This window comes from Serratia sp. Tan611 (assembly GCF_905188235.1).
GTDB lineage: Bacteria > Pseudomonadota > Gammaproteobacteria > Enterobacterales > Enterobacteriaceae > Serratia_B > Serratia_B rhizosphaerae.
This window is the reverse complement of record NZ_LR994655.1, coordinates 3866792-3893295: the sequence shown is the minus strand read 5'-3', so window position 1 is coordinate 3893295 and position 26504 is coordinate 3866792. Positions and strand designations below refer to the sequence as shown.

The following is a 26504-nucleotide window of genomic DNA, read 5'->3' as shown; positions in this document are numbered from 1 at the left end:
CGGGTAAATACCCGGTTCTACAGTGACAGTAAGTACTTACCGGGGAGCTGCCGACAAGGCGTATTTTTACGCTGCAGCATGCTCGGCATGAGGTTTTGTGGTTTTTTTATCGGCTTCGCCGGCGCTCGGGAATAGGCGCTGCGGAGCGGAAATAGGGGTTTAATTTGGATATGCGCAGACGTTGGGCCCGTTTTTGCGGGGTAATGTTGTTGGTAGTCTTTTGGGCACCGTCAGGCTGGGCTGAGCAGGGATGGCAGCCGCTGGCGGAGAAAATCCATAAAAGTGAGCACGATCCGCGCCATTACCAGGCCATCAAGCTGGCTAACGGCATGACGGTGCTGCTGGTTTCCGATGAGCAGGCACCGAAGTCGCTGGCGGCGCTGGCCTTGCCGGTCGGTTCCCTGGAGGATCCCGACAGCCAACTGGGGCTGGCGCACTATCTGGAACATATGGTGCTGATGGGCTCCAAGCGCTATCCGGAGCCGGAAAATCTGTCTGAATTCCTCAAAAAACATGGTGGCAGCCATAATGCCAGTACCGCGTCGTACCGTACCGCCTATTATTTGGAGGTGGAAAACGATGCTCTGGCGCCAGCCGTCGACCGCATGGCTGATGCGATCGCCGAACCGCTGCTGGATCCTGGCAATGCGGATAAAGAGCGCAACGCGGTGAATGCCGAGCTGACCATGGCGCGTTCGCGCGACGGGATGCGCATGGCGCAGGTGGGAGCGGAAACGTTGAATCCGGCGCACCCGAGCGCGCGCTTTTCCGGCGGCAACCTTGATACGCTGAAGGACAAGCCCGGCAGCAAGCTGCATACGGAACTGACAACATTCTATCAACGCTATTATTCCGCCAATCTGATGGTCGGCGTGCTCTACAGCAGTCAGCCGCTGCCGCAGCTGGCAGCGCTGGCGGCGAAAACCTTTGGTCGGGTGCCGGACCATCAGGCCAGCGTGCCGCCGATTACCGTGCCGGCGGTAACCAAGGCGCAACAGGGCGTCATTATCAATTACGTTCCGGCGCAGCCGCGCAAACAGCTGAAAGTCGAGTTCCGTATTGATAACAACAGCGCGGCTTTCCGCAGTAAGACCGATACCTATATCAGCTATCTGATCGGCAACCGCAGTAAAAATACGCTGTCTGACTGGCTGCAGCAGCAGGGGCTGGCCGATGCCATTAACGCAGGCGCCGATCCGGTGGTAGATCGCAACGGCGGGGTGTTTGTCATCAGCGTCTCGCTGACGGACAAGGGTCTGGCGAAACGCGACCAGGTCGTGGCCGCTATCTTCAACTATCTGAAAATGCTGCGTCAGCAGGGCGTCAAAAAAAGCTATTTTGATGAGATTGCGCACGTGTTGAATCTGGATTTCCGCTACCCGTCGATCACCCGCAACATGGACTATATCGAATGGCTGGTGGATACCATGCTGCGCGTGCCGGTCGAGCATACGCTGGATGCGCCTTATCTGGCGGACCGTTACGATCCGGAGGCTATTGCGCAGCGTCTGGATGAAATGACGCCGCAAAACGCCCGCGTCTGGTTTATCAGCCCGAATGAGCCGCATAACAAAACGGCATACTTTGTCGATGCGCCGTATCAGGTGAATAAAATCACCCCGCAGCGTTTTGAACAGTGGCAGCGCCTGGGACAAGCGATCTCTTTGTCGCTGCCGACGCTGAACCCGTATATCCCGGATGACTTTACCCTCACAACGCCATCACACCGCTTTACCCAGCCGGAAGTGGTGGTGAACCAGCCGGGGCTGCGCGTGCTGTATATGCCGAGCCGCTATTTTGCCGATGAGCCGAAGGCCGACGTGACCGTTGCCTTCCGCAACGCCGAGACCATGAATTCGGCGCGCAATCAGGTGTTGTTCTCGCTGACGGATTATCTGGCCGGCATCGCACTGGATCAACTGAGTTATCAGGCTTCGGTCGGGGGCCTGAGCTTCAGTACCTCGCCGAGCAATGGCCTGCTGTTTAATGCTAACGGCTTTACCCAGCGTTTACCGCAACTGCTGACGTCGCTGATCGAAGGCTACGCCGGGTTTACGCCGACGCAGGCGCAGCTGGATCAGGCGAAGTCCTGGTATCTGCAACAGTTGGATGCCGCTGAGAAGGGCAAAGCCTTCGAACTGGCGCTCCAGCCGATTCAGATGGTGTCGCGTGTGCCCTACTCAGAACGCAGCGAACGGCGGGAGGTGCTGAAAACCCTGACGCTGAAAGACGTGCTTGCCTACCGTGACGGCCTGTTGAAAAACGCTACGCCGGAAATGCTGGTGGTGGGCAATATGAGCAAACCGCAGGTTGATCAACTGGCGTCCGCACTGAAGCAAAGCCTTGCCTGCCGCGGCATAACATGGTGGCACGGGGAAAATGTCCAGGTCGCTAAAAAACAGCTGGCGAATCTGCAGCGCACCGGCAGCAGCACCGATTCGGCGCTGGCGGCGGTCTATATCCCAACCGGCTATGATGAAATCAGCGGCATGGCGCACAGCTCGTTGCTGGGGCAGATTATTCAGCCTTGGTTCTATAGCCAGTTGCGCACTCAGGAACAGCTGGGGTATGCGGTCTTTGCTTTCCCGATGTCGGTCGGGCGGCAGTGGGGCGTAGGCTTCCTGCTGCAAAGCAACAGTAAACAGCCAAACTACCTCTACCAGCGCTATCAGGATTTCTACCCGAAGGCAGAAAAACGGCTGCGCGAGATGAGCGCCGCGGACTTTGCCCAATATCAGCAGGCACTGATTAATGAACTGAAGCAGCGGCCGCAAACGCTGAGTGAGGAAGCGGGGCGCTTTAGCAACGACTTCGAGCGCGGCAACTTCGCCTTTGATACGCGGCAGAAGCTGATCGCGCAGATACAGCTTCTGACGCCGGCCAAACTGGCGGACTTCTTCCACCAGGCGGTGATACAGCCGCAGGGGCTGGCGGTGCTGTCTCAGGTCAGCGGCAGCAGCCAGGATAAAGCCGATTATGCGGCGCCGCAGGGCTGGAGCGCTTACCCGAATGCATCCGCGCTGCAGCAAACCATGCCGCGCCAGGTGGTTAAACCATGATGGCGCAGGCTCCGCAAACGCTCGATCCGTTAACGCTGCCGCTTTGCGGCGAACGGCTGATTGAAGCCTCGGCGGGGACCGGCAAGACCTTCACCATCGGCGCGCTGTATCTGCGCCTGCTGTTGGGTTTGGGTAAGCAGGCGGCGTTTTCCCGCCCGCTGACGGTAGAGGAAATTTTGGTGGTGACCTTTACCGAGGCCGCCACCGAAGAGCTGCGCGGCCGTATCCGCAGCAATATTCACGGGCTGCGCATCGCCTGTATCCGCGGGCGTGAGCACTGCAACAACCCGCTGTTCGCTGCATTAATGGCGGAGATTGACGACCTGGCGGATGCGGCGGCGCAGCTGTTGGCCGCCGAGCGGCAAATGGATGAGGCGGCGATCTATACCATCCATGGCTTCTGTCAACGTATGCTGACCCAGAACGCCTTTGAGTCCGGCATTTTATTTGAGCAGACGCTGGTGCAGGATGAGCTGCCTCTGCGCCGGCAGGCTTGCGCAGACTTTTGGCGCCGCCATTGCTACCCGCTGCCGCTGGACGTTGCGCGCGCGGTCAGCCAGGAGTGGAGCGGGCCGGAAGCCTTGCTGAGCGACCTGTCCGCCTATCTGCACGGGGAGGCGCCAACGCTGCGCCAACCGCCGCAGGAGGATGAAACGCTGCTGGTGCGCCACCAGAAGATCGTGGCGCGTATTGAAGCCATCAAAGCGCAATGGAGCGCGGTGGCGGCCGATCTGCATGACCTTATCAGCAGTTCCGGCGTGGATAAACGCAGCTACAGCAGCAAGCACTTGCCTAACTGGCTACATAAGGTCGGAGAGTGGGCCGGGCAGGAAACGCAGGATTATCAACTGCCGAAGGAACTGGAAAAATTCCGCCAGTCGACGCTGCTGGAAAAAACCAAAAAAGGCGAGGCGCCGCGCCATGCCCTGTTTGACGCCGTTGATGGTCTGTTTGCCGAACCGTTGACGCTGCGCGATTTGGTGATGGCGCGCGCGCTGAGCGAGATTCGCACCTCGATTCAACAGGAAAAGCGCCAGCGCGCCGAACTGGGGTTTGACGACCTGCTAAGCCGACTGGACGGCGCCCTGCAAAGTGCGGGTGGCGATCATCTGGCGCAGGCGATACGTCAGCGCTATCCGGTGGCGATGATTGACGAATTTCAGGATACCGATCCGCAGCAGTATCGCATTTTCCACAAGTTATATGTGGGGCAGGCGGAGTGCGGACTGCTGTTGATTGGCGATCCCAAACAGGCGATTTACGCGTTCCGTGGGGCGGACATTTTCACCTATATGCGTGCCCGCTCTGAGGTGAGCGCCCACTATACGCTGGAGACCAACTGGCGCTCTTCCCCGACGATGGTCGGCAGCGTCAACCGGCTGTTTTCCCGGCTGGAAAAACCGTTTCTGTTCGGCGAGATCCCGTTTATTGACGTGGCGGCGGCGGATAAGAACCAGAAACTGGCGTTTGAACTGCATAATCAGCCGCAGGCCGCCATGCACTTCTGGCTGCAGCCGGGCGACGGTGTCGGAGTGAGCGACTACCAACAGCAAATGGCACGCCTGTGCGCGACGCAAATTCGCGACTGGCTGAATGCCGGGCAGCGCGGAGAAGCCTGGCTGGCGGATGGCGACAAGCGCCGGCCGGTACAGGCATCGGATATCACCATCCTGGTGCGCAGCCGGGCGGAAGCGGCGCTGGTGCGCGATGCGCTCAGCCTGTTGGCGATTCCTTCAGTATACCTGTCGAATCGCGACAGCGTGTTTGATACGCCGGAAGCCAAAGATTTGCTGTGGCTGTTGCAGGCGGTGCTGGCGCCGGAGCAGGAGCGGACCTTACGCAGCGCGATGGCGACCGGCCTGCTGGGGCTGGATGCGCCGACGCTGGATGCGCTGAATCATAACGAGCGGGCGTGGGATACGCTGGTCGAAGAGTTTGACCAATATCGCACGCTGTGGCTGCGGCGCGGCGTATTGCCGATGCTGCGCGAGGTAATGACGCAGCGGCATTTGGCTGAGAATCTGTTGGTCAGCCCCGGCGGCGAGCGGCGTCTGACCGATGTGATGCACCTGGGTGAACTGCTGCAGGAGGCGTCGGCACAGCTCGACAGCGAGCATGCGCTGGTGCGCTGGCTGGCGCAGCAGATTGCCCAGCCGAACAGCCAGTCGGACAACCAGCAGCTGCGTCTGGAAAGCGACCGCTACCTGGTGCAGGTGATGACGATTCACAAGTCCAAAGGGTTGGAGTATCCGTTGGTCTGGCTGCCGTTTGTCGGCAACTATCGCCAGCAGCAGCAGGTGCTGTATCACGATCGCCACAGTTTCAAAGCCTTGCTGGATCTGAATGCCGATGAAGAGAGCATAGCCTGGGCCGAGGAGGAGCGGCTGGCGGAGGATTTACGCCTGCTTTACGTCGCGCTGACGCGTTCGGTGTACCACTGTAGCATCGGCATTGCGCCGCTTATTCAGGGGACACGTAAAAAGCAGGGGGAGACGGATTTGCATCGCAGTGCGCTGGGGTATCTGGTGCAGGGCGGTCAGGCGGGGGATGCCGCCTATTTGCAGAGCTGTCTGCAGCAACTGGCTGATGAAAGCATTGCGTTATCCCTGCTGGAACCGCTGGATGAGCAGCCTTGGCAGCCGCAGAGCGAGCAGGCAGAGCTGTTGGCAGCCAGAGAGGTCAAGCGACAGTTGCAGGACTTTTGGCGGGTGACCAGCTATACCGGCCTGCAGCAACACGGCGCCGGGCTGATGCAGGATCTGCTGCCTCGTCTGGACGTTGACGCCGCGGGTGAGAAGGCGGCTGAAAGTGAGCCGTCACTGACCCCGCACACCTTTCCGCGCGGCGCAGCGCCGGGCACCTTTTTACACAGCCTGTTTGAAACGCTGGATTTTACCCAGCCGCTGGATGCCGCCTGGCTGGCGGAGCAGCTGCAGCTGAACGGTTATGACGCGTGTTGGCAGCCGGTGCTGCAGACGTGGATGGAGACGCTGCTGCATACCGTACTAAATGACAGCGGCGCCACGCTGGCGCAGCTGACGCCGCAGGCTAAACAGGCGGAGCTGCAGTTTTATCTGCCGATCGGCCAGCTGTTGCAGGCATCGCAGCTGGATACGCTGGTGAAGCGCTATGACCCGCTGTCGGCACGCTGTCCGGCGCTGGATTTTCAACGAGTGCAGGGGATGTTGAAAGGCTTTATCGACCTGATTTTCTGCTGGCAGGGAAAATATTACCTGCTCGACTATAAATCCAACTGGCTGGGTGAAGACAGCAGCGCCTATACGCAGCCGGCGATGGCGCAGGCGATGGCGGAACATCGTTACGACCTGCAGTATCAGCTGTATACCCTGGCGCTGCACCGCTATCTGCGCCACCGTCTGGCAGACTATGACTATCAACGCCACTTTGGCGGCGTGATTTATCTGTTTTTGCGCGGCGTCGACGGTCAGCATCCCGGCAACGGCATTTTTGCCTGCCGTCCTGAAGCTGCCTTGGTGGAGGGGATGGATCGGCTGTTCAGCGGCGACGATAACCAGGGGGAATCTGAAGCATGATGCAGCTACTCCAACAGGCGGTCACGCTTGGCGTGCTGCGTCCGCTGGACATACAGTTCGCCCGGGTGGTCGCCGAGCCGGAACGGCCGGATATGCTGCTGGCGGCTGCCTGCCTCAGCGCGGAAGCCGGTGCCGGCCACGTCTGTCTACAGCTGGAGCAGCTGTTGCCGGAGACGCTGTTCGGCGCGCGTCAGCCTGAGCTGGCGCAGGCGGTCTGGCAGGCTGCCGGCCAGCCGGACGTTGACGAATGGCGGCGTTTGCTGCTGTCGTCTGCTGCGGTCAGCGACGGCAGCCTGCCGACACCGCTGGTGCTGCAACAGCAGCGGCTCTATCTGCAGCGCATGTGGCAAAGCGAAGGTGAGGTGGCGGCCTTTATCGGCAGTGACGATATGCCGCAGGATATTGAGCCGCAGCGCCTGCGTCCGATCCTGGACCGTCTGTTTGGCGAAGCGGAGGCTACGCCGGACTGGCAGAAAATCGCCGCCGCCGTCGCCGCCACGCGGCGGATTGCGGTGATTTCCGGCGGGCCGGGCACCGGCAAAACCACCACGGTGGCAAAGCTGTTGGCGGCGTTGGTGCAGTTGGCCGATGGCGAGCGGCTGCGCATTCAGCTTGCGGCACCGACCGGAAAAGCGGCGGCGCGGTTGACCGAGTCGCTCGGCAGCGCCAGCCGCCGGCTGGGGCTGACGGCGCAGCAGCTGAGTCTGTTTCCTACTGAGGCGGCAACGCTGCACCGTCTGCTGGGTGCACAGCCGAACAGTCAGCGCATGCGCTATCACCGCGGCAACCCGCTGCATCTGGACGTGCTGGTGGTGGATGAGGCCTCAATGGTGGATTTGCCGATGATGGCGCGCCTGATTGCCGCCCTGCCTGAACATGCCAGAGTGATCTTCCTCGGCGACCGCGATCAGCTGGCCTCGGTGGAGGCGGGCGCGGTGCTGGGAGATATTTGCCGCTTTGCCGAGCAGGGCTACAGCGAAGCGCGAGCGGCGCAGCTCAGCCAATTGACCGGCTGTGCGCTGCAGGGGCAGCCGGCGCAGGCGGCTGCGGCAGTGCGCGATAGCCTGTGCCTGCTGCGTAAAAGCTACCGTTTTGACGCCAACTCGGGCATTGGACAGCTGGCGTTTGCGGTTAACGCCGGCGATGTCAGGGGCGCGCGCACGGCGCTGGACGGCCGCTTTGACGACGTCGCCGGCTATCCGCTGGCGGAAACGGCGGACTACCAGGCGCTGCTGGATGCCTGCGTGGTGGGCTATCGCGACTACCTGATGCAGGTGGCAGCCGGCACCGGTGCGCAGCAGGTGCTGGATGCGTTTGGGCGCTTTCAGGTACTGTGTGCCCTGCGGGAAGGACCGTTCGGCGTCAGCGGGCTGAATGAACGGATTGAGACTGCTCTGCAGCGCGCCGGGCTGATACGGCGTACGCCCGGCGCCGCAGGGCGCTGGTATCGGGGGCGTCCGGTGATGATTGGCCGCAACGACAGCGCTCTGGGGCTGTTTAACGGCGATATCGGCATTGCCTTACCGGATGAGACAGGGGAGTTGCGCGTTCACTTCCAACTGCCGGACGGCAGCATCAAGTCGGTGCAGCCAAGCCGCTTACCGGCGCATGAAACCGCCTATGCAATGACGGTGCATAAGTCGCAGGGGTCGGAGTTCGATCATACGGTACTGGTGCTGCCCAACCACTATCTGCCGGTGTTGACGCGGGAGTTGGTGTATACCGCCATTACCCGTGCGCGTAAGCGCCTGTCGCTGTATGCTGCCGATAAGGTATTGATGGGCGCCGTGCGTACGCCGACGCAGCGCCGTAGCGGGCTGGCGGAACGTCTGGTGATGGCAGACGATGAACAGGGGCGCTAAGGCGCCCCTGCATAACTTACAGGTCGGCCAGCAGGATTTTTGAGCGACGCTGATAGTTGTACAGCGCCTGTTTCTGCATCGGCAGTACGTCAACCTCCGCCGGTGTGAAGCCCCGTTCCTGGAACCAGTGAATACTGCGGGTGGTAAGCACGAACAGCTTTTGCAGCCCCATCTGCCGCGCCTGGCTTTCCACCCGCTGCAGCAGCATTTCACCGCGCGATGAGCTACGGTAATCCGGATGCACCGCCACGCAGGCCATCTCGCCGATCTTCTCTTCCGGGAAGGGGTAGAGGGCTGCACAGGCGATGGTCAGGTTATCCCGCTCAATAATGGTGAACTTATCGATCTCCATCTCCAACTGCTCGCGTGAGCGACGCACCAGAATACCCTGTTGTTCCAGCGGGCGAATCAGTTCGAGAATACCGCCGATGTCGTTGATGGTCGCCCGCCGTACCTGCTCGGCGCTTTCCATCACGATCTGCGTACCGATACCGTCGCGGGAGAACAGCTCCTGCACCAGCGCGCCGTCTTCCTGGTAGCTGATCAGGTGACAGCGCCGCACGCCGCTGCGGCAGGCTTTTACCGCGCCGCGCAGGAAGCGGACGGTGCCGGAGTGGTAGTCGCCACTCTCTTCCAACGCATCAAGGCGCTTCTGCGCATCGTTGGGGAATAGTTCGGAGATAATCTCGCCCTCGGCGTCGGTCACCCCTTGTGACGAACAAAAGCCGATCATCTTTTCCGCTTTCAGCTTGCTGGCCAACTGGGTCGCCACTTCTTCTGAGGTCAGGTTGAAGCTTTCACCGGTGACGGATACCGCCACCGGACCAATCAGCACGATGGCGCCGCTGTCGAGCTGACGGTTAATAGCCTCTTCATCAATACGGCGGATACGCCCGCTGTGGTAGTAATCCACGCCGTCATCGATACCCAGCGGTTGGGCGATAATAAAGTTGCCGCTGACCACATTGATATGCGCGCCCTGCAGTGGGGTGTTATTCAGGCTCATCGACAGCCGGGCGGTAATATCCAGTTGCAGCAGGCCGGCCGCCTGCTTGACCAGCTCCAGCGTCGGCGCATCGGTCACGCGGGTATGTTTGTGGTAGAGCGGTTCGAGATTATGTAGCGCCAGATTGGTGTCAATCTGTGGCCGTGCGCCATAAACCACCACCAGGCGAATGCCCAAGCTGTGCAGCAACCCGATATCGTTAACGATATTAGTAAAGTTTTCATGCTCAATCGCCTCGCCACCGAGCATCACGACGAATGTCTTGCCGCGGTGGGCGTTGATATAGGGAACTGAGTGACGGAATCCTTGAACCAGCTCTGTACTACGTTCCTTCACGGCAAACCTCATGTGAATATTTATACGATATTTTTGTATTTTTATTCTTTTCTGCCGCTAATGGCAAGGGGGGATTTGCGTTGTTTTCCCTGCTAACACTGTTAAATCGTTAATAAATTGAAAACCCATCAAAAGATTTTCTGATGACAGCGCCGAATGGATTCGTTAAAGTTTTCGCCATTGTCTCTGTTTTGCTGTTTTTTTAGTCTACTGCTATTGGTTGGAGCCGCATGTCAAACGATAATCACAATCTGGGTCGCCGTCGTCTGTTGCAGGGGGTTACCGCAACCTGGTTGCTGAGCGTGAGTCGTGTCGGTTTTGCCGCGTCGTCGCATGTTATCGCGGTGCGTGTCTGGCCTTCATCCACTTACACGCGCGTGACGCTAGAGTCCAACGTGGCGCTGAAATACAAACAGTTTGCGCTGACCAATCCCGATCGCATCGTGGTGGATATTGAGGGCGTGCAGCTTAACAGCGTGCTGAAAGGCATCGCCTCCCAGGTGCAAAACAGCGACCCTAACCTGAAGCAGGCGCGCGTCGGCCAGTTCGATAAAGACACCGTGCGTCTGGTGCTGGAGCTGAAGCAGGATGTCCGCCCGCATATGTTCACCCTGGCGCCGGTCGCTGAATACCGCAACCGTCTGGTGCTGGATATGTATCCCAGCAAGCCGGCGCCCGGTGATGATGACTATGATCCGCTGTTGGCGTTGCTGGAAGATTACAATAAGGGCGATCTGGAACGGACGCTGCCGGCACCGGCCAAAGCGCCGCAAACCGGTAAGGCGGGGCGCGATCGGCCGATCGTCATTATGCTCGACCCGGGACACGGCGGTGAGGATCCTGGTGCAATCGGCAAGTACAAAACGCGCGAGAAAGACATCGTGCTGCAGATTGCCCGCCGGCTGAGAACGATGATCAAGCGCGAACCGAATATGAAAGTCTTTATGACGCGTAACGAAGATGTCTTCATTCCGCTGAAGGTGCGGGTGGCAAAAGCGCGCAAGCAGCGCGCCGATCTGTTTGTCTCCATCCACGCGGATGCCTTTACCAACCGTGCGGCGCGTGGCTCATCGGTGTTTGCGCTGTCGACCAAAGGGGCAACCAGCGCTGCGGCGCGCTATCTGGCGCAAACGCAGAACGAATCGGATCAGATCGGCGGCGTCAGCAAAAGCGGTGACCGCTATCTGGATCACACCATGTTCGATCTGGTGCAGACGGCGACCATCAACGACAGCCTGAAATTTGGCAAGGAAGTGCTGCATCGGATGGGCAGTATCAACCGGTTGCACAAGAATCGTGTCGATCAGGCCGGTTTTGCGGTGTTGAAGGCACCGGACATTCCTTCCATTCTGGTGGAGACGGCGTTTATCAGCAACGTGGAAGAAGAGCGTAAACTGCGTACCAGCCGTTTTCAGCAGCAGATTGCGGAATCTATACTGGCGGGTATCAAGGCTTATTTCTCCAACGGCGGGGCGAGGCGTTAAAGAGAAAGATGACGCTGGGCTGCGGCCCGGCGTGATGATGTTGGCGGATTTTAGATACAAAAAAACACCCATAAGGGTGTCAATTGTCATCATCAATAATGGTTGCGGGGGCCGGATTTGAACCGACGACCTTCGGGTTATGAGCCCGACGAGCTACCAGGCTGCTCCACCCCGCGTCCGTCTTGATGCTTGTGCGTTCTTTATCGTTTGGTTGCGGGGGCCGGATTTGAACCGACGACCTTCGGGTTATGAGCCCGACGAGCTACCAGGCTGCTCCACCCCGCGTCCGTTTAACGCATTTTTCTCGAACCCAACCCATTATAAGATGCCGCTGGTACAGCATCGGTTGGTTGCGGGGGCCGGATTTGAACCGACGACCTTCGGGTTATGAGCCCGACGAGCTACCAGGCTGCTCCACCCCGCGTCCGATGGATGCGCACTATACTCTCCATGGTTTATGTTGCAACCCCTTTTTGCAGATAATTGGTCTAAAGCCGTTTTTTGGCTTATTTCGCCCGCACATTGCTTTCTTTTTCATCACCCTGCGCGGTGTGAGATTTTTTATTGGCAGCGATTCCTTTATCTGAAGGGGTTTGTTATCTTTCGCCGGTATCCCCTTTATTTTTCAAGCTGCAGATGTGCGACGGGGCCTGGCCTGCCGTCTGCACCTCGAAATGTCTTGGGTAAAAACCATACCTGTTTTTTAAGAGAGCGCGCGATGAAAGGACGTTGGGGTAAATACCTGCTGGGCGGGTTAGTGATAGCAATCTTGGCGGGCTGTTCGTCAAAGCCGACCGACCGTGGTCAGCAATATAAAGATGGGCAGCTGGAGCAACCGCTGGCGTTGGTTAATCAACCGAACACCCGTGGCGTGCCGATGAACGGCGATGATTACGCCAACCAACTGCTGGAGATTCAATACGCGTCTCCTTCTTTGTTTAACCGTAACAGCAGTACCTACCAGGCGGTAAAGAGCTGGATGGCCTCCGGTGCGGACACCCGCCAGCTTAGCCAGTTCGGCCTCAGCGCCTACCAGATGGAAGGGGCGGACAACTACGGCAACGTACAGTTTACCGGCTACTATACGCCGGTGGTGCAGGCGCGCTACACGCCGCAGGGCGAATTCCGCTACCCGCTGTACCGCATGCCGCCGAAACGCGGCCGTCTGCCGAGCCGTGCGGGCATTTATAACGGCGCGTTGGATGACCGCTACATCATCGCCTACAGCAACTCGCTGATGGACAACTTTATGATGGAAGTGCAGGGCAGCGGCTATGTCGATTTTGGTAACGGTCAGCCGCTGGTGTTCTTTGGCTACGGCGGCAAAAACGGCCATGCTTACCGCAGTATCGGCCGGGTATTGATCGACCGGGGCGAGGTGGCCAAGGCGGATATGTCGATGCAGGCGATCCGCAAGTGGGCCGATAGCCACAGCGAAGCGGAAGTACGCGAGCTGCTGGAGCAGAATCCGTCCTTTGTCTTCTTCCGCCCGGAATCTTTCGCGCCGGTGAAAGGCGCCAGCGCGGTGCCGCTGATCGCCAAGGCGTCGGTGGCGTCCGATCGATCGCTGATTCCTGCCGGCACCACGCTGCTGGCGGAAGTGCCTCTGCTGGACAACAAGGGTAAATTCACGGGAAAATATGAGATGCGCCTGATGGTGGCGCTGGACGTTGGCGGCGCGATTAAAGGCCAGCACTTTGATATCTACCAGGGTATCGGGCCGGACGCCGGCCACGCGGCTGGTTTTTACAACCACTATGGCCGGGTATGGGTGCTGAAGGGCGGCAACAGCGGCGCGCCGTTGTTCAGCGCCTATCGGCCAAAGGTCAGTCAGAGCGGGAGCTTGCTGGTGACGCGTTAATTGTTAACGCCCGTCGTCGTTAACCCGCAGGGGCCGGATTTTCCGGCCCTTATCATTTGCATAATTAAGGTAATTAAAGCGTTATGAGCACACCCTATTCAGAAGCCTATCTGCAACGTTTTGGCGGTACGGCGCGTTTGTACGGCCAGCAGGCGTTGGCGCTGTTCGCCCAGGCGCACGTGTGCGTGATCGGCATTGGCGGCGTGGGCTCATGGGCGGCGGAGGCGTTGGCGCGTACCGGCATCGGCGCCATTACCCTGATTGATATGGATGATGTCTGCGTCACCAATACCAACCGCCAGATCCACGCGCTGCGCGGCCACGTCGGCCAGTCGAAGACGGAGGTGATGGCCGAACGCATTCTGGCGATTAACCCGGAGTGTCGGGTGACCTGCATCGACGATTTTATTACGCCGGATAACGTGGCGGAACTGTTGGACAACGGTTTTAGCTATGTGATTGACGCCATCGACAGCGTGCGTCCGAAGGCGGCGTTGCTGGCCTATTGCCGCCGCTTTAAAATCCCGGTCGTCACCACTGGCGGTGCCGGCGGACAGATCGATCCTACACGTATTGAAGTGGCGGATCTGGCGAAGACCATCCAGGATCCGCTGGCGGCCAAACTGCGCGAGCGGCTTAAACACGATTTCAACGTGGTGAAAAACAGCAAGGGTAAACTGGGGATCGACTGCGTCTTTTCCAGCGAAGCGCTGGTCTACCCGCAGCCGGACGGCTCAGTGTGTGCATCGCGCAGTACGGCGGAAGGACCAAAGCGCATGGACTGCAGCGCCGGTTTCGGCGCGGCGACCATGGTCACCGCAACCTTCGGCTTTGTTGCGGTTTCACATGCGCTGAAGAAGATGATGGCTAAAGCGGCTCGTCAGGCATAGCGCGCGGCGATATCCTTTACCGCCGCAGCCAGCGCTTCCAGACCGCTGGCTCGGGTGGCGCTGAGCTGGGCGCGCAATCCCAGGCTGTCGAATAGCGCCAGAGGATCGGCGGCCAGCAGTTGCTGCGGCGTCTTTCCTTCCACGGTGGTTAATAACACCGCCAGCAGGCCGCGCACGATGCGGCCTTCGCTGTCGCCGTAAAAATGCAGTCGATTGTCATCCAACAGCTGATGGCCTAACCAGACGCGGTTTTCACAGCCGCTCAGCTCTATCTCCGCGTTGCGCAGCGCTTCCGGCAGCGTGGGCAGCTGTTTTGCCAGCATCACCAGTTGGCGATAGCGGTCTTCCCACTGTTTCAGCGCGCCGAATTTTTCTGTCAGGGCCGCAGCGGTAATGTCGTGGCCGAAGGGGTGAGGGGCTAGCATAGCGTCTCCGAAATTACAGTGTATCAATCTGCCAGCAGATCGACGGCATTCACCATGGCGTCGACCAGCCTGTCGACGTCTTCCGGCGTATTATAAGGGGCGAAAGAGGCGCGCAGGGTGCCGCTGACGCCCAGCGCCGCCATCAGCGGCTGCGCGCAGTGCTGCCCGGCGCGCAGCGCGATGCCTTGCTCCGCCAGCAGCGTGACGATATCGCTGTGATGAATACCGGCAATATCGAACGCCAGCAGGCTGGAGCCGGAGCAACGGAAGCTGCGAAAGCCTGCCAGTTGTGCCAACCGATGCTCGGCGTCGTCGGTTAATTGCCGTGCGTAGGCTTCCGCCGCCGGCAGATTTTGTTCCTCCAGCCAGCTCAGCGCTGCGCCCAGCCCCAGTACTCCGGCGATATTCGGCGTGCCGGCCTCAAAGCAGTAGGGCGGTTTTTGCGCGGTAAAGCCGTCAAACGAGGCCTGAGTCAGCATTTTGCCGCCGCCTTGCCACGGCGCCATCTGCGCCAGCAGTTCACTTTTGCCGTACAGCACGCCGATACCGGTCGGGCCATATAGCTTATGGCCGGAAAAGGCGTAAAAGTCGATGTTTAACCGCCGTACGTCCGCCGGACAGTGCACGATGCCCTGGGCGCCGTCGATCATGACTTTGGCACCGACGCCGTGCGCCAGCGCGATCGCCTGCGCCAGATCCGGACAGCCGCCGGTAACGTTGGACATCTGTCCCAGCGCCAGCAGCCGGGTTTTATCGCTGAGCAGCGTCGGCAGCAGCGCCAGGTCGGGCAGCCGGTCGGCCCCCAGCGGCAGTTTTGTTACGCAGGCACCGGTCTGCTCTGCGACCATCAGCCAGGGGATCAGGTTGGCATGATGCTCCGCCTCGCTGACGATAATTTCATCGCCGGGCTGTAGGCGGGGGCGCGCATAGCTTTGCGCCACCAGATTAATCGCCTCGGTGGTGCCGCGCGTCCAGACAATTTCTTCGGCGCCGGCGGCGTTAATCAATGCCGCCGCCTGATGGCGCGTCTGTTCAAAACGTACGGTCAGATCCTGAGCGGCCTTATGCTGGCTGCGGTGCACGGTGGCCGCCTCGCTGCTGTAAAACTGCTGCGTGGCGGCGATCACCGCCTGCGGCTTCAGCGCGGTGGCGGCGCTGTCCAGATAAACGCCGGGCTGCGCCAGCGCGGGAAACTGGCGGCGGAAAAGTGAGGAATTAAACGACGACATAGTGGATTATCATTGGTCGGAACACCTGTCGATCCTGTCCTATTTTGCCGTGACTGACAAGTCCATTGCAGCGGTTGTCTGGCATTCCGGTGTGAGTTTGTTATGCTGTTTCTACGGGTGCGCAACCTTGCCTTTATGTATCTAAAGGTCTTTTACAGCATTTTTATCTACAAGGAGTCCAAGATGAAGAAAACGGCCGCAGTTATCTCTGCTCTGATGCTGACGTTCACGTTGGCAGCCTGTTCCAGTAACTATGTGATGCACACCAATGATGGACGAACCATTGTTGCCGACGGTAAACCGCAGGTTGATGAAGATACCGGGATGATCAGCTATAAAGATGCGAACGGCGTCGAACAGCAAATTAACCGTGCCGACGTGAAAGAGCTGGCAGAAAGCGACCAGTAAGCGTCAGGTAAAAAAAAGCACCGCAATGTTTGCGGTGCTGCATAAATCACTATGGACAGACAGGGTAAATGTACAGGAAGTGAAAAAACAGTAGCTTAGCTACCATGTCCGGAATCGCCGGACAATTTGCAAACACAACATCACAACCACAAGCCAAAAGTTCATCGGCGTCCTCGACACCCAATCCCTTTTCGTTCCGGCCCGGGAAGTGCCGCCACTATAGGTATTTGCTGGCGTCTGCTCAACGGACAATTTATAATGCATCGGATAAAAAAAACTAATGAAATGGACGCGGAGAAAGCGAGCCAGCGCGCGTCTGTCAACGCAACCCGCTTTTAGGGTTGATGGTGTTGTAATTTTGTTACACAAAAGTAGCTAATTAATGTCTAAACGTTTACCACCCCTTAATGCGTTGCGGGTGTTTGATGCGGCAGCCCGCCATCTCAGTTTCACTAAAGCGGCCGAAGAGCTTTTTGTCACTCAGGCTGCGGTGAGCCACCAGATCAAGTCTCTGGAGGATTTCCTCGGCCTTAAACTGTTCCGCCGGCGCAACCGTTCTCTGCTGCTGACCGAAGAAGGACAGAGTTATTATCTGGATATCAAAGAGATATTCTCCTCCATCAATGAAGCAACGCGTAAGCTGCAGGCGCGCAGCGCCAAGGGCGCATTGACGGTCAGTTTGCCGCCGAGTTTCGCTATTCAGTGGCTGGTGCCGCGCCTGTCTGGCTTTAACTCAGCTTATCCGGGAATTGATGTTCGTATACAAGCCGTTGACCGGGAAGAGGATAAACTGGCCGACGACGTTGACGTCGCCATTTTTTATGGCCGCGGTAATTGGCCGGGGCTACGTGCGGAGCGATTGTATGCCGAATATCTGCTGCCGGTGTGTTCTCCTAGCCTGCTGACCGGCGAGCGCGCCTTAAAATCGCCGGACGATCTGGCTAATCACACGCTGCTGCACGATACTTCACGCCGCGACTGGTTGGCCTATACCCGGCAACTGGGTTTACAGCATATTAATGTGCAGCAGGGGCCGATTTTCAGCCACAGCGCGATGGTGGTACAGGCGGCGGTGCATGGTCAGGGCATTGCGCTGGTGAACAACGTGATTGCGCAGACGGAAATTGAAGCGGGCAGGTTGGTATGTCCGTTTAATGATGTTTTGGTCAGCAAAAACGCTTTTTATCTGGTATGTCATGACAGCCAGGCAGAACTGGGTAAAATAGCCGCCTTTCGCCAATGGATACTGGCGCGTGCTGCCAGCGAGCAGGAAAAATATCGTTTCCGCTATGAACAATAAACCGGCGGCCTCAGGCGGTCGGTTATCGACTAAAGGTAAATAACGATGAGCAGTCGTTCTATGCTGATTTTTGCCGCGATCAGCGGTTTTGTATTTGTTGCTTTGGGGGCATTTGGCGCGCACGTGCTGAGCGGTACGCTGGGCGCTAATGAAATGGCGTGGATCCGCACCGGGCTGGATTATCAAGGGGTGCATACCCTGGCGGTGCTGGCACTGGCGGTAGCGATGCAACGCCGCGTCAGCCTGTGGTTTTACTGGAGCGGAGCGCTGCTGGCGCTCGGCACCGTGTTGTTTAGCGGCAGCCTGTATTGTTTGGCGCTGTCGCACCTGAAGGTCTGGGTCTATATCACGCCGGTAGGCGGCGTGTGTTTCCTGATCGGTTGGGCATTGATGTTGATTGGCGCTTTGCGTCTGAGGAAAAAGGCCGAGCGCCATGAATAAAGTTGCATTGTACTGCCGCCCCGGCTTTGAAAAAGAGTGCGCGGCGGAAATTACGGATAAAGCCTCTCAGTTGGAGATTTTCGGCTTTGCCCGGGTAAAAGAAAACAGCGGCTATGTGCTGTTTGAGTGCTATCAGCCGGACGATGCTGACCGGCTGGCGAAAGAAATTCCCTTCCGCGAGCTAATTTTTGCCCGCCAGCTGATTGTCGTCGGTGAGCTGCTGCGCGATCTGCCGCCGGAAGACCGCGTTTCGCCGATTGTCGGTATGCTGATCGGCGTGGTCGATCGCGGCGGCGAGCTGCGGGTAGAAGTGGCGGACACCAACGAAAGCAAAGAACTGATGAAGTTCTGCCGCAAGCTGACGGTGCCGCTGCGCGCCGCGATGCGTGAGCAGAAGGTGCTGATGGCGCGTGAAAACCCGACGCGGCCGGTGGTGCACGTGTTCTTTATCGCGCCGGGATGCTGCTATGTCGGCTATTCATACAGCAACAATAACTCGCCGTTCTATATGGGCATCCCGCGGCTGAAATTCCCGGCCGATGCGCCAAGCCGTTCAACGTTGAAGCTGGAAGAAGCGTTCCACGTGTTTATTCCCGCCGATGAGTGGGACGAACGTCTGGGCAGCGGCATGCACGCCGTGGATCTTGGGGCCTGCCCTGGCGGCTGGACCTATCAGTTGGTGAAGCGCAGCATGATGGTGCATGCGGTGGATAACGGCCCGATGGCGCCAAGCCTGATGGATACCGGTCAGGTTACCCATCATCGCGCCGACGGTTTTAAATTTGAGCCGAACAGCAGCAAAATCTACTGGTTGGTGTGCGATATGGTGGAGAAGCCGGCTAAGGTCACCAGCCTGATGATTCAGTGGCTGGTCAAAGGCTGGTGCCGTGAGGCGATCTTCAACCTGAAGCTGCCGATGAAGAAGCGTTACGAAGAGGTCTCGCAGAATCTGCAGAGCATCCGGGAGGCGTTGGGTGCGGCAGGCATCAGCGCGGATGTGCATGCCAAGCAGCTGTATCATGACCGTGAAGAGGTGACGGTGCACGTACGCCGCATGTGGTCCGCCGTGCCGGGCCGCCGCGACGAACGGGACTGATATGACAGGGCGCTGCTTGCAGCGCCCTTAGTTTATCGGCAGCCGCAGCTGTTGCAGGTTGCCGTCCAGCATCAGATCGGTACGCAGCGTGGCGATCTGTTTGCTGACGTAGGCCATCTCGCGGTGCTGTTCCAGTTTTTTGCGCCATTTCTCCGGCACCGTATCCAACTGCTGATACAGCGTATCCAGATCCGCCGCCTGCTGCAGAAGCTGCACGGCGGTCTTCGGCCCGACGCCGGCAACCCCGGGGATTTTACTGTTGCTGATACCGGCCAGCCCCCAGTAATCCGGCAGCTGCTGCGGCGCTACGCCGAACTCTTTCTGCACGAAAGGCAGATCCAGCCAGCGTTTTTGGAAGTAATCGCGGATTTGCACCTGGGGCGCCAGCAGCTGGCAGTAGCCCTTATCGGTCGACACGATGGTAACCTGGTGGCCGCCGCCGGATACCTTGGCGGCCAGCGTTGCAGCCAGGTCGTCCGCTTCGTTGCCGGGGGAGTGCCAGCAGGCGACGCCGAGACTGGCAAACGCCTCGCGCAGCTGCGGCATTTCCTGCTGTAGAGTGTCCGGCATGGGCGAACGGCCGGCCTTATAGTCCGGCAGCAACTGGTGACGCCAGCTGTCGCCCCGGTCGTCTTCGTCAAAGACCGCGACCGCGTGGGTTGGTTTGCTGTGCTGAATCAGCTGCGTCAGCGCATGACGGCAGGCATCGACGCACGGAGAACCTTGTACGGCGTGGATACGGCGAATCAGGTTCAGGGCATCGACGATCAGTAGATGTATGGCCATAGTGGTTTAGCTAGCAAAAAGGCAGGGCGGCTGGGCGCCGCCCCACGGTTGGTCAGGTAATGATTTCATAGCAGGGCACGTAGGCGCTGCCCGGCAGCTTCATGCGGTGCTGGGCGACGAAGCCCTGCAGCAGCTGATCCATCTGCTTCATCATTTGCGGGTCGCCATGCAGTTTGTACGGGCCGAACTGCTCAATGGCGTGAATGCCGTTCTCTTTCACGTTGCCGGCGACGATGCCGGAGAACGCGCGGCGCAGCGCGGCGGCCAGTTCTTCCGGCGGCTGCTGCGGCGACAGGTTGAGGTTGGCCATATTCTCATGGGTCGGCTCAAACGGCAGCTGCAGGTCCGGAGCGATGCGCATCGACCAGTTGAAGCTGTAGGCGTCACCGGTATTGCGGCGGTTTTCTTTCACCAGCGGCATCGCCTTCTTCATCTGGCGCGCCACTTCGGCCGGGTCGTCGATGATAATGGTGTAATGGCGGCGCGCCGCGTCGCCGAGGGTATTCATGATGAACTCATCCAGCACCCGGAAGTAGTCGGCGCTCTCTTTTGGCCCGGTGAGGATCAGCGGCAGCACCTGCTCGCTGTTTTCCGGATTCATCAGGATGCCCAGCAGGTACAGCAGCTCTTCCGCTGTGCCCACGCCGCCCGGGAAAATAATGATGCCGTGGGCGATGCGCACGAAGGCTTCCAGACGTTTTTCGATATCCGGCATGATCACCAGTTCGTTGACCAATGGGTTAGGCGGCTCGGCGGCGATGATGGATGGCTCGGTCATGCCGATAAACCGGCTGTTGCGATAGCGCTGCTGAGCATGGCCGACCGCTGCGCCTTTCATTGGCGCCTCCATGGCGCCCGGGCCGCAGCCGGTGCAGATGTTCAGTTCGCGCAGGCCCAGCTCGCTGCCGACTTTACGCGCGTACAGGTATTCGTTCTGATTGATCGAGTGGCCGCCCCAGCACACCACCATATTGGGATCTTCATCCAGATGCAGCGTGCGCGCATTTCGCAGAATCGAGAACACCAGGTTGGTGATATGGACGGAGTTTTCCAGATTCAGGTGCTGGAAGCGCCCGGCGCTGGCGATTTGCCCGTGCACGAACAGAATATCGCGCAGCACCGCGAACAGGTTGGCCTGCAGGGAACGGATAATGCGCCCATCGACAAAGGCGTCTTCCGGCGGGTTGACCAGCTCGAGTTTTACGCCGCGCTCACGGCGCAGTACATTGATATCAAACGTTTCATAGCGTGACAGCAGCTGTTTGCTGTTGTCGGTCTGGCTGCCGGAGTTCAGCACCGCCAGTGAACAGTTGCGGAATAAACGATACAGGTCGCTGCTGGCGGTACGCTTCAGCATGTCTACTTCCAACTGCGACAGCAAATCCATTGAGCCAAGCGGGCTGATATGTGTAATCAAGGTAACTCCTTTGCACCCATGGCGGGGCGGTGGCAATCCATACGGCAGGACCGCCTGTCATTATGACGACCCCGCTTGTGCACGCTGCGGTTAATAACGCCTATCTGCTCTGCGGCACCCGCTATGCGTGAGGGCGCCGAGAATTAACCTTACCGCCGTCCCCTGATTTTTACCAATGCAAACCTGCTATTAGCTCAGTTGTTGAGCAACGCCTCGCATTTATTGGCGTGCCAGACGGCCGTGCGCCGGCGCAAAGGCGACGTTGCTGCGCCACGGGTTGATGTCCAGGCCGCCGCGGCGGGTATAGCGCGCATAGACCGAGAGGCGTTCAGGCTGACAAAAACGCATGATATCGTTGAAAATGCGCTCCACGCACTGTTCATGAAATTCATTATGATGGCGGAAAGAGACTAAATAGCGCAGCAACGCCTCGCGGTTAATCTGCGCGCCGCGGTAGGCGATTTGCACCGAGCCCCAGTCGGGCTGATTGGTGATCAGGCAGTTGGACTTCAGCAGATGGCTGACCAGCGTTTCTTCCACCACGGGGCTGCCCGCTGCCGCATCCTGCAGATAGTCGGCGCTGAACTGATAGTCATCGATGCTGATGTCCTGCTGGTCCAGGCATTCGCCCTGCAGCTGCGCAATAGGACGCCCTTCAATTTCATCCAGGCGGAACAGTTTCACTTCCACCTCTCCCTGCGCGCAGGCCGCCAGATCGCGCAACAGCGTGCAGCGCACCGCTTCCCAGTTCTCAAAACGGGTCTGGTTGAAGCTGTTCAGGTAGAGTTTGAAGCTTTTTGATTCGATCAAATTCAGGCTGAAGGCATCGAGGCTGATTTCTCCCACCGCCACCTGCGGCAGACCTTTAGCGTTGAGCCAGGAGAGCTCGTACAGCGTCCAGATATCCGCGCCGTGGAACGGCAGGCTATCGGGGTAAAGGCCCAGCGGCTCGCGGTTCATGCTGCGCGGCACCGGCTGCAGCAGCGTGGCGTCGTACTGGTCGTGGTAAGCGGTGGGTTTACCGAGCGCCAGCCCTGATAATGCCTGATGATTTTGATAGGAGGACATCTGCTGTCACCTTACTCCGGTTAGTGCTGAAAAATGGCATTGCAGACGCGGCAACGTGCTTAACGCCGGCGTCGCTGCAAGCAAGTATGCAAGGTTATGGGTACAATGGCCGTCAGTTTACCGTATGCGAGAGAAAATATGGACCATGATGTGACTCACGCCTTGCGTGAATTTACCCAGCGCTATGTGGCGCTCTGGCAGCAGCAGCGTGGCCATGCGCCGGCCAGCCGCGAATTGTACGGCGTGCCTTCACCGTGCGTGGTAGAAAATCGCGACGATGAGGTGCTGTGGCTGCCGCAGCCGTTTACGCCTGCGGCAACGCTGGAAAAGGTAGAAACTGCGCTGGAGCTGCGGCTGCAGCCGGATATTCACACCTTTTATACGCAGCAATATGCCGGGGATATGAGCGCGCAGTTCGGCGAGCATCGTCTTAGCCTGCTGCAGGTGTGGAGCGCGGATGATTTTATCCGCCTGCAGGAAAACCTGATCGGTCATCTGGTGACGCAGAAACGTCTGAAGCTGTCGCCGACGCTGTTCCTGGCGACCACGGAATCAGAGATGGAGATGGTGTCACTGTGCAACATCAGCGGCAATGTGGTGCTGGAACAGTTTGGCAGCGATCGGCGTACGCTGTTGGCGGCTACGTTGGGCAACTTCCTTGATGCGCTGCGCCCGTTAGCTGGTGATTGAGCTAAAACCCAAAATGCTTGTGAGATATCTCGCACAAACCTTGTGCGAGATCGCTTTTAATTTATAGACGCCTAATGGCAAAAATTGATTTATTGCTAGATGTATCAGTTGGTTAACGTATCGCTAAAAACTATCGTGTAACGCCTTTTTGTACTTTTGTCTCACAATCCCTTGTGGCGAGAAAGGAATTAAGCGATCTTATACATGCCGGACGGAAGGCGGCTGGAGCTGGAAGCATCGGGATGATGCAGACTTCTGGATGAAGAAGCGGATGCGCCCAGTGAAGGGTGGCGGGATGGCGTCAGGGCGATGCTCAGGATATTTCAGGAAAGAAATCAGGGACACCTCCAGGATGGAGATTGAGAGCCGGTACGGGATGGCTGGTGGGTCAGGGAGACCGAGGACCGCGTCAGGATGATGCTAGTTAAAGGATAAGGCATGGACGTTGGGTCAGGATGGCCGCAGGAAAAGTTTTCAGGGATTGAGCAGGGAGCATTCCGTGTAGCGGGAAAGCTATAAAACGAACCGGGGGCACTGTTCATACAGTGCCCCCAACTTTTTGCCTGCCTTGCGCATTTAGCCGATCGCTCCCAGCGTATCCCCTTGGCCCTGTTTTTTCGGCAGCAGGAACAGCGTGGCGTAGATATCCAGCAGATAAATGGCGGCCAACAGGCTGATGGCCGCGGTGAAGGATACCTGCGTCACCAGTGCGCCAATGACCAGCGGCCCCAACCCGCCAACGCCGCGTCCCAGATTAAACAGAATATTTTGCGCCGTAGCCCGAGCCTGCGTTGGGTAGGTGTCTGAAATCAGTGCGCCGTAACCGCCAATCATGCCATTGACGAACAACCCCATCACCGCGCCGGCCAGCAGCATCCAGGTCGGGTCGCTGAGTTGTGCGTAGCACACCACCATCACCACCGCACCCAACTGATAAGCGATGAAAATCTTCCAGCGTGCAAAGCGGTCGGCCAACATGCCGAACAGCCAGATGCCCAAGGTCATGCCGACGACCGTCACCGCAGTCCAGATGCCGGATTTGGTCAGGGAAAAGCCAAAGTTGGTCGCCAGATAGGTGGGCATCCAGATCATCAGCCCGTAGTAACCAAAATTTTGCACCGAACAAAGAATAAAAATGCCGATGCTGGCGCGTCCGGTCGCGCGGTCCTTGAACAGCAGACCGAGACGCTGGCGGAAGGATAAAACCGGCGCCGTGCTTTTTTGCCGCTCGAATTCTTCCGGCTCTCCCAGCGTGCGGCGGATCAGGAAGGAGGCCAGGGCCGGCACCAGGCCGACCAGAAACATGCCGCGCCAGCCGATATGCGTCAGCAGCAGCGGCGTCAGAAACGCCGCAGCCAGCACGCCAAGCTGCCAGCCCATGCCCACGTAGGCGGAGGCGCGGTTGCGCTTTTCCGCCGGCCAGGCTTCGGCGATCAGCGCCATACCGATGCCGAACTCGCCGCCCAGCCCGATACCTGCCAGCGTGCGGTAAGCCAGCAGATCCCAATAGCCGACCGCCAGCGCACACAGGCCGGTAAACAGTGAAAACATCAAAATAGTGACGGTAAGGATGCGGATCCGGCCGAAGCGGTCACTGAGGTGGCCGAAAATTATGCCGCCCAATACCGCGCCGATCAGCGTCCAGGTGACCAGCGAGCCGGATTCGGCAGAGGTGAGGTGTAGTTCGGCGGCGATAACCGGCAGCATAAAGCCCAGAATAAGCAGGTCAAAACCATCCATGGCATAGCCGGTCACCGAGGCCAGCATGGCTTTACCGGGCGTTGCGTGTTGTTTTACTGCTGATGTTGCGGTCATGTGTATCATCTTATTTATTGGTTTACTTAATGGATATTGTGCCGCGCGCGCAGTTCAGCCACCAGCGTAAAATCTGTCTTGCCGACGGAATTTGGGCTATAACCGGTTAAATGCTATGCTCTGCCGCCTTTCAGCCTGCGCGCTGAGTTTTATCGCTTCGAACGATCGGAAATGCAGATGAATATACATAATCAGGTTCGCCTTTACTTGCAGACTATCGAACAATCCATGCGCGATCTGGCGCTGTGGCAGGCTACGCCGCCGGCGCCTGAGGCGTTTAACAGCAGCGAACCGTTTTGCATTGACAGCATGCAGGCGGAGGAGTGGCTGCAGTGGGTGATGCTGCCGCGCATGTATGCCCTGCTGGACGCCAATGCGCCGTTGCCGACGCGCTTTGCCATCACGCCCTATTTTGAAGAGGCGCTGAAAGACAAAGAGCCTGGCTGTCTGCCGTTGTTGGTGGTGCTTCAGCGCCTGGATGACTTACTGAATCAAGAGCCGCAGTAATGCTGGAGATTCTTTATCAGGATGAGCATCTGGTGGCGGTGAACAAGCCCGCCGGCTGGCTGGTGCACCGCAGCTGGCTGGACCGCCATGAAAGCGTGTTTGTGATGCAGACGGTGCGCGATCAGATCGGCCAGCACGTTTTTACCGTTCACCGGCTTGACCGGCCGACGTCCGGCGTATTGTTGATGGCGCTGTCCAGCGAGGTTGCTCATCTGTTGTCGCAGCAGTTTGAACAGCATCAGGTAGAGAAAACTTACCATGCGGTGGTGCGCGGCTTTGTCAATGAAGCCGCGACGCTCGACTATCCGCTGACGCAGGAGCGGGACAAGATCGCCGATAAGTTTTCTGATGCGGATAAAGCGCCGCAGCCGGCACTGACCCACTATCGGCCGTTGGCGCAGGTGGAAATGCCGGTGGCGATCGGGCGCTATGACAGCGCGCGCTACAGCCTGATGGAGCTGCAGCCGGAAACCGGCCGCAAGCATCAGTTACGGCGCCATATGACGCATTTGCGCCACCCGATCATCGGCGACAGCAAACACGGCGATCTGCGGCAAAACCGCGGCATGGCGCAGCATTTTTCCTGTCCGCGCCTGATGCTGCATGCCAGCCACCTGCGGCTTAATCACCCGGTGAGCGGACAGCCGCTGCAGATTTCCGCCCGTTGGGATCAGGCCTGGCAGGGCGTAATGTCACAGTTTGGCTGGCTGGATGTTCTCCCTGAGCTCGTCAGGGTTGAGTTTCCGGCGGCTTACGGTCAAGCTAGCTGAGAATTTTTTCAGAGCATTAAGGGAGTTGTAAGCATGGCTCAGGTCGGTATTTTCGTCGGCACGGTATACGGTAATGCGTTGTTGGTGGCGGAAGAAGCGGAAACCATCCTTATCGAGCAGGGGCACGAGGTCAAACTGTTCGAAGAGGGGACGCTGGAAGAGTGGCAGGCCTATCATCAGCATTATGCGCTGGTGGTGACCTCGACCACCGGGCAGGGAGATTTGCCGGACAGCATCGCGCCGCTGTTCGTGGCGATTCGCGATCGGGTCGGTTATCAGCCGGAGCTGCGCTACGGAGTGATTGCGCTGGGCGACAGCAGCTATGACAATTTCTGCGGCGCCGGCCGGGCGTTTGATGCATTGCTGCAGGAGCAGGGGGCGACGCGCGTAGGGGAAGTGCTGGAAATTGATGCCATGGAACAGCCTGAACCCGAAGTGGTTTCCTGCCCGTGGGTAGAAAAATGGGCGGCATTGCTGAAGTAAACCCTGAAGGGCGCGGT

General features: G+C 58.6%; 21 protein-coding genes and 3 tRNA genes. 14 read left to right on the top strand and 10 right to left on the bottom strand.

Annotated features, from left to right (window positions below):
* The first annotated feature begins 170 nt into the window (after positions 1-170).
* The 3 genes from ptrA to recD are packed head-to-tail and all read left to right on the top strand — an operon-like array spanning position 171 to position 8475.
* Entirely contained in the window at positions 171-3059 is a 2889-nt protein-coding gene (gene ptrA, locus TAN611_RS18355) for a pitrilysin (RefSeq protein ID WP_187044210.1), read from the top strand.
* Positions 3056-6613 carry an exodeoxyribonuclease V subunit beta gene (gene recB / locus TAN611_RS18350; protein WP_203066838.1) on the top strand — a complete coding sequence of 1186 codons (3558 nt, stop codon included), beginning with the start codon at positions 3056-3058 and terminating at the stop codon, positions 6611-6613. Before ptrA ends, recB begins: the two co-directional genes overlap by 4 nt.
* Positions 6610-8475, top strand: coding sequence for an exodeoxyribonuclease V subunit alpha (gene recD / locus TAN611_RS18345; protein WP_197950985.1), 1866 nt, complete (start codon positions 6610-6612; stop codon positions 8473-8475). Before recB ends, recD begins: the two co-directional genes overlap by 4 nt.
* Positions 8476-8491: 16 nt before the next feature.
* On the opposite strand, the gene argA is transcribed toward recD, so the two are convergent.
* Positions 8492-9829 (bottom strand): amino-acid N-acetyltransferase, encoded by a 1338-nt coding sequence (argA, locus tag TAN611_RS18340; protein WP_172606259.1) that lies wholly within the window; start codon positions 9827-9829, stop codon positions 8492-8494.
* 218 nt (positions 9830-10047) lie between these two features.
* On the opposite strand from argA, the gene amiC reads away from it, so the two are divergent.
* Positions 10048-11301, top strand: coding sequence for an N-acetylmuramoyl-L-alanine amidase AmiC (gene amiC / locus TAN611_RS18335; RefSeq protein WP_105232325.1), 1254 nt, complete (start codon positions 10048-10050; stop codon positions 11299-11301).
* Positions 11302-11400: 99 nt separating this feature from the next.
* Here amiC and TAN611_RS18330 read toward each other — a convergent pair.
* The 3 genes from TAN611_RS18330 to TAN611_RS18320 form a co-directional block, all read right to left on the bottom strand.
* Positions 11401-11477 (bottom strand) — tRNA-Met (locus TAN611_RS18330).
* A 32-nt stretch (positions 11478-11509) separates the two neighbouring features.
* Positions 11510-11586 (bottom strand) — tRNA-Met (locus TAN611_RS18325).
* A 62-nt stretch (positions 11587-11648) separates the two neighbouring features.
* A tRNA-Met gene (locus TAN611_RS18320) sits at positions 11649-11725 on the bottom strand.
* Positions 11726-12019: 294 nt separating this feature from the next.
* Between TAN611_RS18320 and mltA the strand changes: the two genes are divergently transcribed.
* The gene (gene mltA / locus TAN611_RS18315; RefSeq protein ID WP_105232324.1) at positions 12020-13162 is read left to right on the top strand and encodes a murein transglycosylase A; all 1143 of its coding nucleotides are present in this window, start codon (positions 12020-12022) and stop codon (positions 13160-13162) included.
* A gap of 83 nt (positions 13163-13245) precedes the next feature.
* Positions 13246-14052, top strand: a complete 807-nt coding sequence (gene tcdA, locus TAN611_RS18310; protein WP_105232323.1) for a tRNA cyclic N6-threonylcarbamoyladenosine(37) synthase TcdA — start codon at positions 13246-13248, stop codon at positions 14050-14052.
* Here the strand turns inward: tcdA and csdE are convergent.
* Together csdE and csdA are read right to left on the bottom strand one after the other, a co-directional pair.
* Positions 14043-14477: a cysteine desulfurase sulfur acceptor subunit CsdE gene (gene csdE, locus TAN611_RS18305; protein WP_105232322.1), complete on the bottom strand. Its 435-nt coding sequence runs from the start codon at positions 14475-14477 to the stop codon at positions 14043-14045. The two genes, tcdA and csdE, sit on opposite strands and share 10 nt — an antisense overlap.
* Before the next feature lie 23 nt (positions 14478-14500).
* On the bottom strand, positions 14501-15706 hold the full coding sequence (gene csdA / locus TAN611_RS18300; protein WP_105232321.1) for a cysteine desulfurase CsdA: 1206 nt from the start codon (positions 15704-15706) through the stop codon (positions 14501-14503).
* Positions 15707-15889: 183 nt separating this feature from the next.
* Here csdA and TAN611_RS18295 point away from each other — a divergent pair, with 183 nt between their 5' ends.
* From TAN611_RS18295 to rlmM, 4 genes are all read left to right on the top strand, one after another.
* Positions 15890-16114: a YgdI/YgdR family lipoprotein gene (locus TAN611_RS18295; RefSeq protein WP_105233494.1), complete on the top strand. Its 225-nt coding sequence runs from the start codon at positions 15890-15892 to the stop codon at positions 16112-16114.
* A 382-nt stretch (positions 16115-16496) separates the two neighbouring features.
* On the top strand, positions 16497-17414 hold the full coding sequence (locus TAN611_RS18290; RefSeq protein WP_105232320.1) for a transcriptional regulator GcvA: 918 nt from the start codon (positions 16497-16499) through the stop codon (positions 17412-17414).
* A 45-nt stretch (positions 17415-17459) separates the two neighbouring features.
* The gene (locus TAN611_RS18285) at positions 17460-17855 is read left to right on the top strand and encodes a DUF423 domain-containing protein (protein WP_099050025.1); all 396 of its coding nucleotides are present in this window, start codon (positions 17460-17462) and stop codon (positions 17853-17855) included.
* Positions 17848-18951, top strand: a complete 1104-nt coding sequence (rlmM, locus tag TAN611_RS18280) for a 23S rRNA (cytidine(2498)-2'-O)-methyltransferase RlmM (protein ID WP_105232319.1) — start codon at positions 17848-17850, stop codon at positions 18949-18951. The genes TAN611_RS18285 and rlmM overlap by 8 nt, the downstream gene beginning before the upstream one ends.
* Positions 18952-18978: 27 nt before the next feature.
* On the opposite strand, the gene xni is transcribed toward rlmM, so the two are convergent.
* The 3 genes from xni to queF all read right to left on the bottom strand — a co-directional run bounded on the left by xni (position 18979) and on the right by queF (position 22222).
* On the bottom strand, positions 18979-19737 hold the full coding sequence (gene xni, locus TAN611_RS18275) for a flap endonuclease Xni (protein ID WP_203066837.1): 759 nt from the start codon (positions 19735-19737) through the stop codon (positions 18979-18981).
* Positions 19738-19789: 52 nt separating this feature from the next.
* Positions 19790-21154 (bottom strand): nucleotide 5'-monophosphate nucleosidase PpnN, encoded by a 1365-nt coding sequence (gene ppnN / locus TAN611_RS18270; RefSeq protein WP_015673574.1) that lies wholly within the window; start codon positions 21152-21154, stop codon positions 19790-19792.
* 219 nt (positions 21155-21373) lie between these two features.
* A complete protein-coding gene (gene queF / locus TAN611_RS18265; RefSeq protein ID WP_111736558.1) occupies positions 21374-22222 on the bottom strand; it encodes an NADPH-dependent 7-cyano-7-deazaguanine reductase QueF in 849 nt (282 codons plus the stop codon).
* A 138-nt stretch (positions 22223-22360) separates the two neighbouring features.
* Between queF and syd the strand changes: the two genes are divergently transcribed.
* Positions 22361-22912 (top strand): SecY-interacting protein, encoded by a 552-nt coding sequence (syd, locus tag TAN611_RS18260; RefSeq protein ID WP_187044214.1) that lies wholly within the window; start codon positions 22361-22363, stop codon positions 22910-22912.
* A 576-nt stretch (positions 22913-23488) separates the two neighbouring features.
* Here syd and TAN611_RS18255 read toward each other — a convergent pair.
* A complete protein-coding gene (locus TAN611_RS18255) occupies positions 23489-24727 on the bottom strand; it encodes an MFS transporter (protein ID WP_197950991.1) in 1239 nt (412 codons plus the stop codon).
* A gap of 177 nt (positions 24728-24904) precedes the next feature.
* Here TAN611_RS18255 and TAN611_RS18250 point away from each other — a divergent pair, with 177 nt between their 5' ends.
* Genes TAN611_RS18250 through TAN611_RS18240 form a run of 3 tightly spaced genes read left to right on the top strand, consistent with a single transcriptional unit; the run spans position 24905 to position 26487 of the window.
* Positions 24905-25234 (top strand): YqcC family protein, encoded by a 330-nt coding sequence (locus TAN611_RS18250; RefSeq protein WP_172606260.1) that lies wholly within the window; start codon positions 24905-24907, stop codon positions 25232-25234.
* Positions 25234-26004 (top strand): tRNA pseudouridine(65) synthase TruC, encoded by a 771-nt coding sequence (gene truC / locus TAN611_RS18245; RefSeq protein ID WP_105232313.1) that lies wholly within the window; start codon positions 25234-25236, stop codon positions 26002-26004. The genes TAN611_RS18250 and truC overlap by 1 nt, the downstream gene beginning before the upstream one ends.
* 33 nt (positions 26005-26037) lie before the next feature.
* A complete protein-coding gene (locus TAN611_RS18240; RefSeq protein ID WP_105232312.1) occupies positions 26038-26487 on the top strand; it encodes a flavodoxin in 450 nt (149 codons plus the stop codon).
* Positions 26488-26504 lie beyond the last annotated feature (17 nt).

Excerpts from the sequence above, each read along its gene's own strand:
- TAN611_RS18285 (WP_099050025.1), top strand. The coding sequence starts at position 17,460 with ATGAGCAGTCGTTCTATGCTGATTTTTGCCGCGATCAGCGGTTTTGTA.
- ptrA (WP_187044210.1), top strand. The coding sequence starts at position 171 with ATGCGCAGACGTTGGGCCCGTTTTTGCGGGGTAATGTTGTTGGTAGTC.
- truC (WP_105232313.1), top strand. The coding sequence starts at position 25,234 with ATGCTGGAGATTCTTTATCAGGATGAGCATCTGGTGGCGGTGAACAAG.
- TAN611_RS18295 (WP_105233494.1), top strand. The coding sequence starts at position 15,890 with ATGAAGAAAACGGCCGCAGTTATCTCTGCTCTGATGCTGACGTTCACG.
- queF (WP_111736558.1), bottom strand. The coding sequence starts at position 22,222 with ATGTCCTCCTATCAAAATCATCAGGCATTATCAGGGCTGGCGCTCGGT.
- amiC (WP_105232325.1), top strand. The coding sequence starts at position 10,048 with ATGTCAAACGATAATCACAATCTGGGTCGCCGTCGTCTGTTGCAGGGG.
- recD (WP_197950985.1), top strand. The coding sequence starts at position 6,610 with ATGATGCAGCTACTCCAACAGGCGGTCACGCTTGGCGTGCTGCGTCCG.
- TAN611_RS18290 (WP_105232320.1), top strand. The coding sequence starts at position 16,497 with ATGTCTAAACGTTTACCACCCCTTAATGCGTTGCGGGTGTTTGATGCG.
- TAN611_RS18250 (WP_172606260.1), top strand. The coding sequence starts at position 24,905 with ATGAATATACATAATCAGGTTCGCCTTTACTTGCAGACTATCGAACAA.
- xni (WP_203066837.1), bottom strand. The coding sequence starts at position 19,737 with ATGGCCATACATCTACTGATCGTCGATGCCCTGAACCTGATTCGCCGT.
- csdA (WP_105232321.1), bottom strand. The coding sequence starts at position 15,706 with ATGTCGTCGTTTAATTCCTCACTTTTCCGCCGCCAGTTTCCCGCGCTG.
- mltA (WP_105232324.1), top strand. The coding sequence starts at position 12,020 with ATGAAAGGACGTTGGGGTAAATACCTGCTGGGCGGGTTAGTGATAGCA.
- TAN611_RS18240 (WP_105232312.1), top strand. The coding sequence starts at position 26,038 with ATGGCTCAGGTCGGTATTTTCGTCGGCACGGTATACGGTAATGCGTTG.
- syd (WP_187044214.1), top strand. The coding sequence starts at position 22,361 with ATGGACCATGATGTGACTCACGCCTTGCGTGAATTTACCCAGCGCTAT.
- recB (WP_203066838.1), top strand. The coding sequence starts at position 3,056 with ATGATGGCGCAGGCTCCGCAAACGCTCGATCCGTTAACGCTGCCGCTT.
- csdE (WP_105232322.1), bottom strand. The coding sequence starts at position 14,477 with ATGCTAGCCCCTCACCCCTTCGGCCACGACATTACCGCTGCGGCCCTG.
- rlmM (WP_105232319.1), top strand. The coding sequence starts at position 17,848 with ATGAATAAAGTTGCATTGTACTGCCGCCCCGGCTTTGAAAAAGAGTGC.
- tcdA (WP_105232323.1), top strand. The coding sequence starts at position 13,246 with ATGAGCACACCCTATTCAGAAGCCTATCTGCAACGTTTTGGCGGTACG.
- argA (WP_172606259.1), bottom strand. The coding sequence starts at position 9,829 with ATGAGGTTTGCCGTGAAGGAACGTAGTACAGAGCTGGTTCAAGGATTC.
- TAN611_RS18255 (WP_197950991.1), bottom strand. The coding sequence starts at position 24,727 with ATGACCGCAACATCAGCAGTAAAACAACACGCAACGCCCGGTAAAGCC.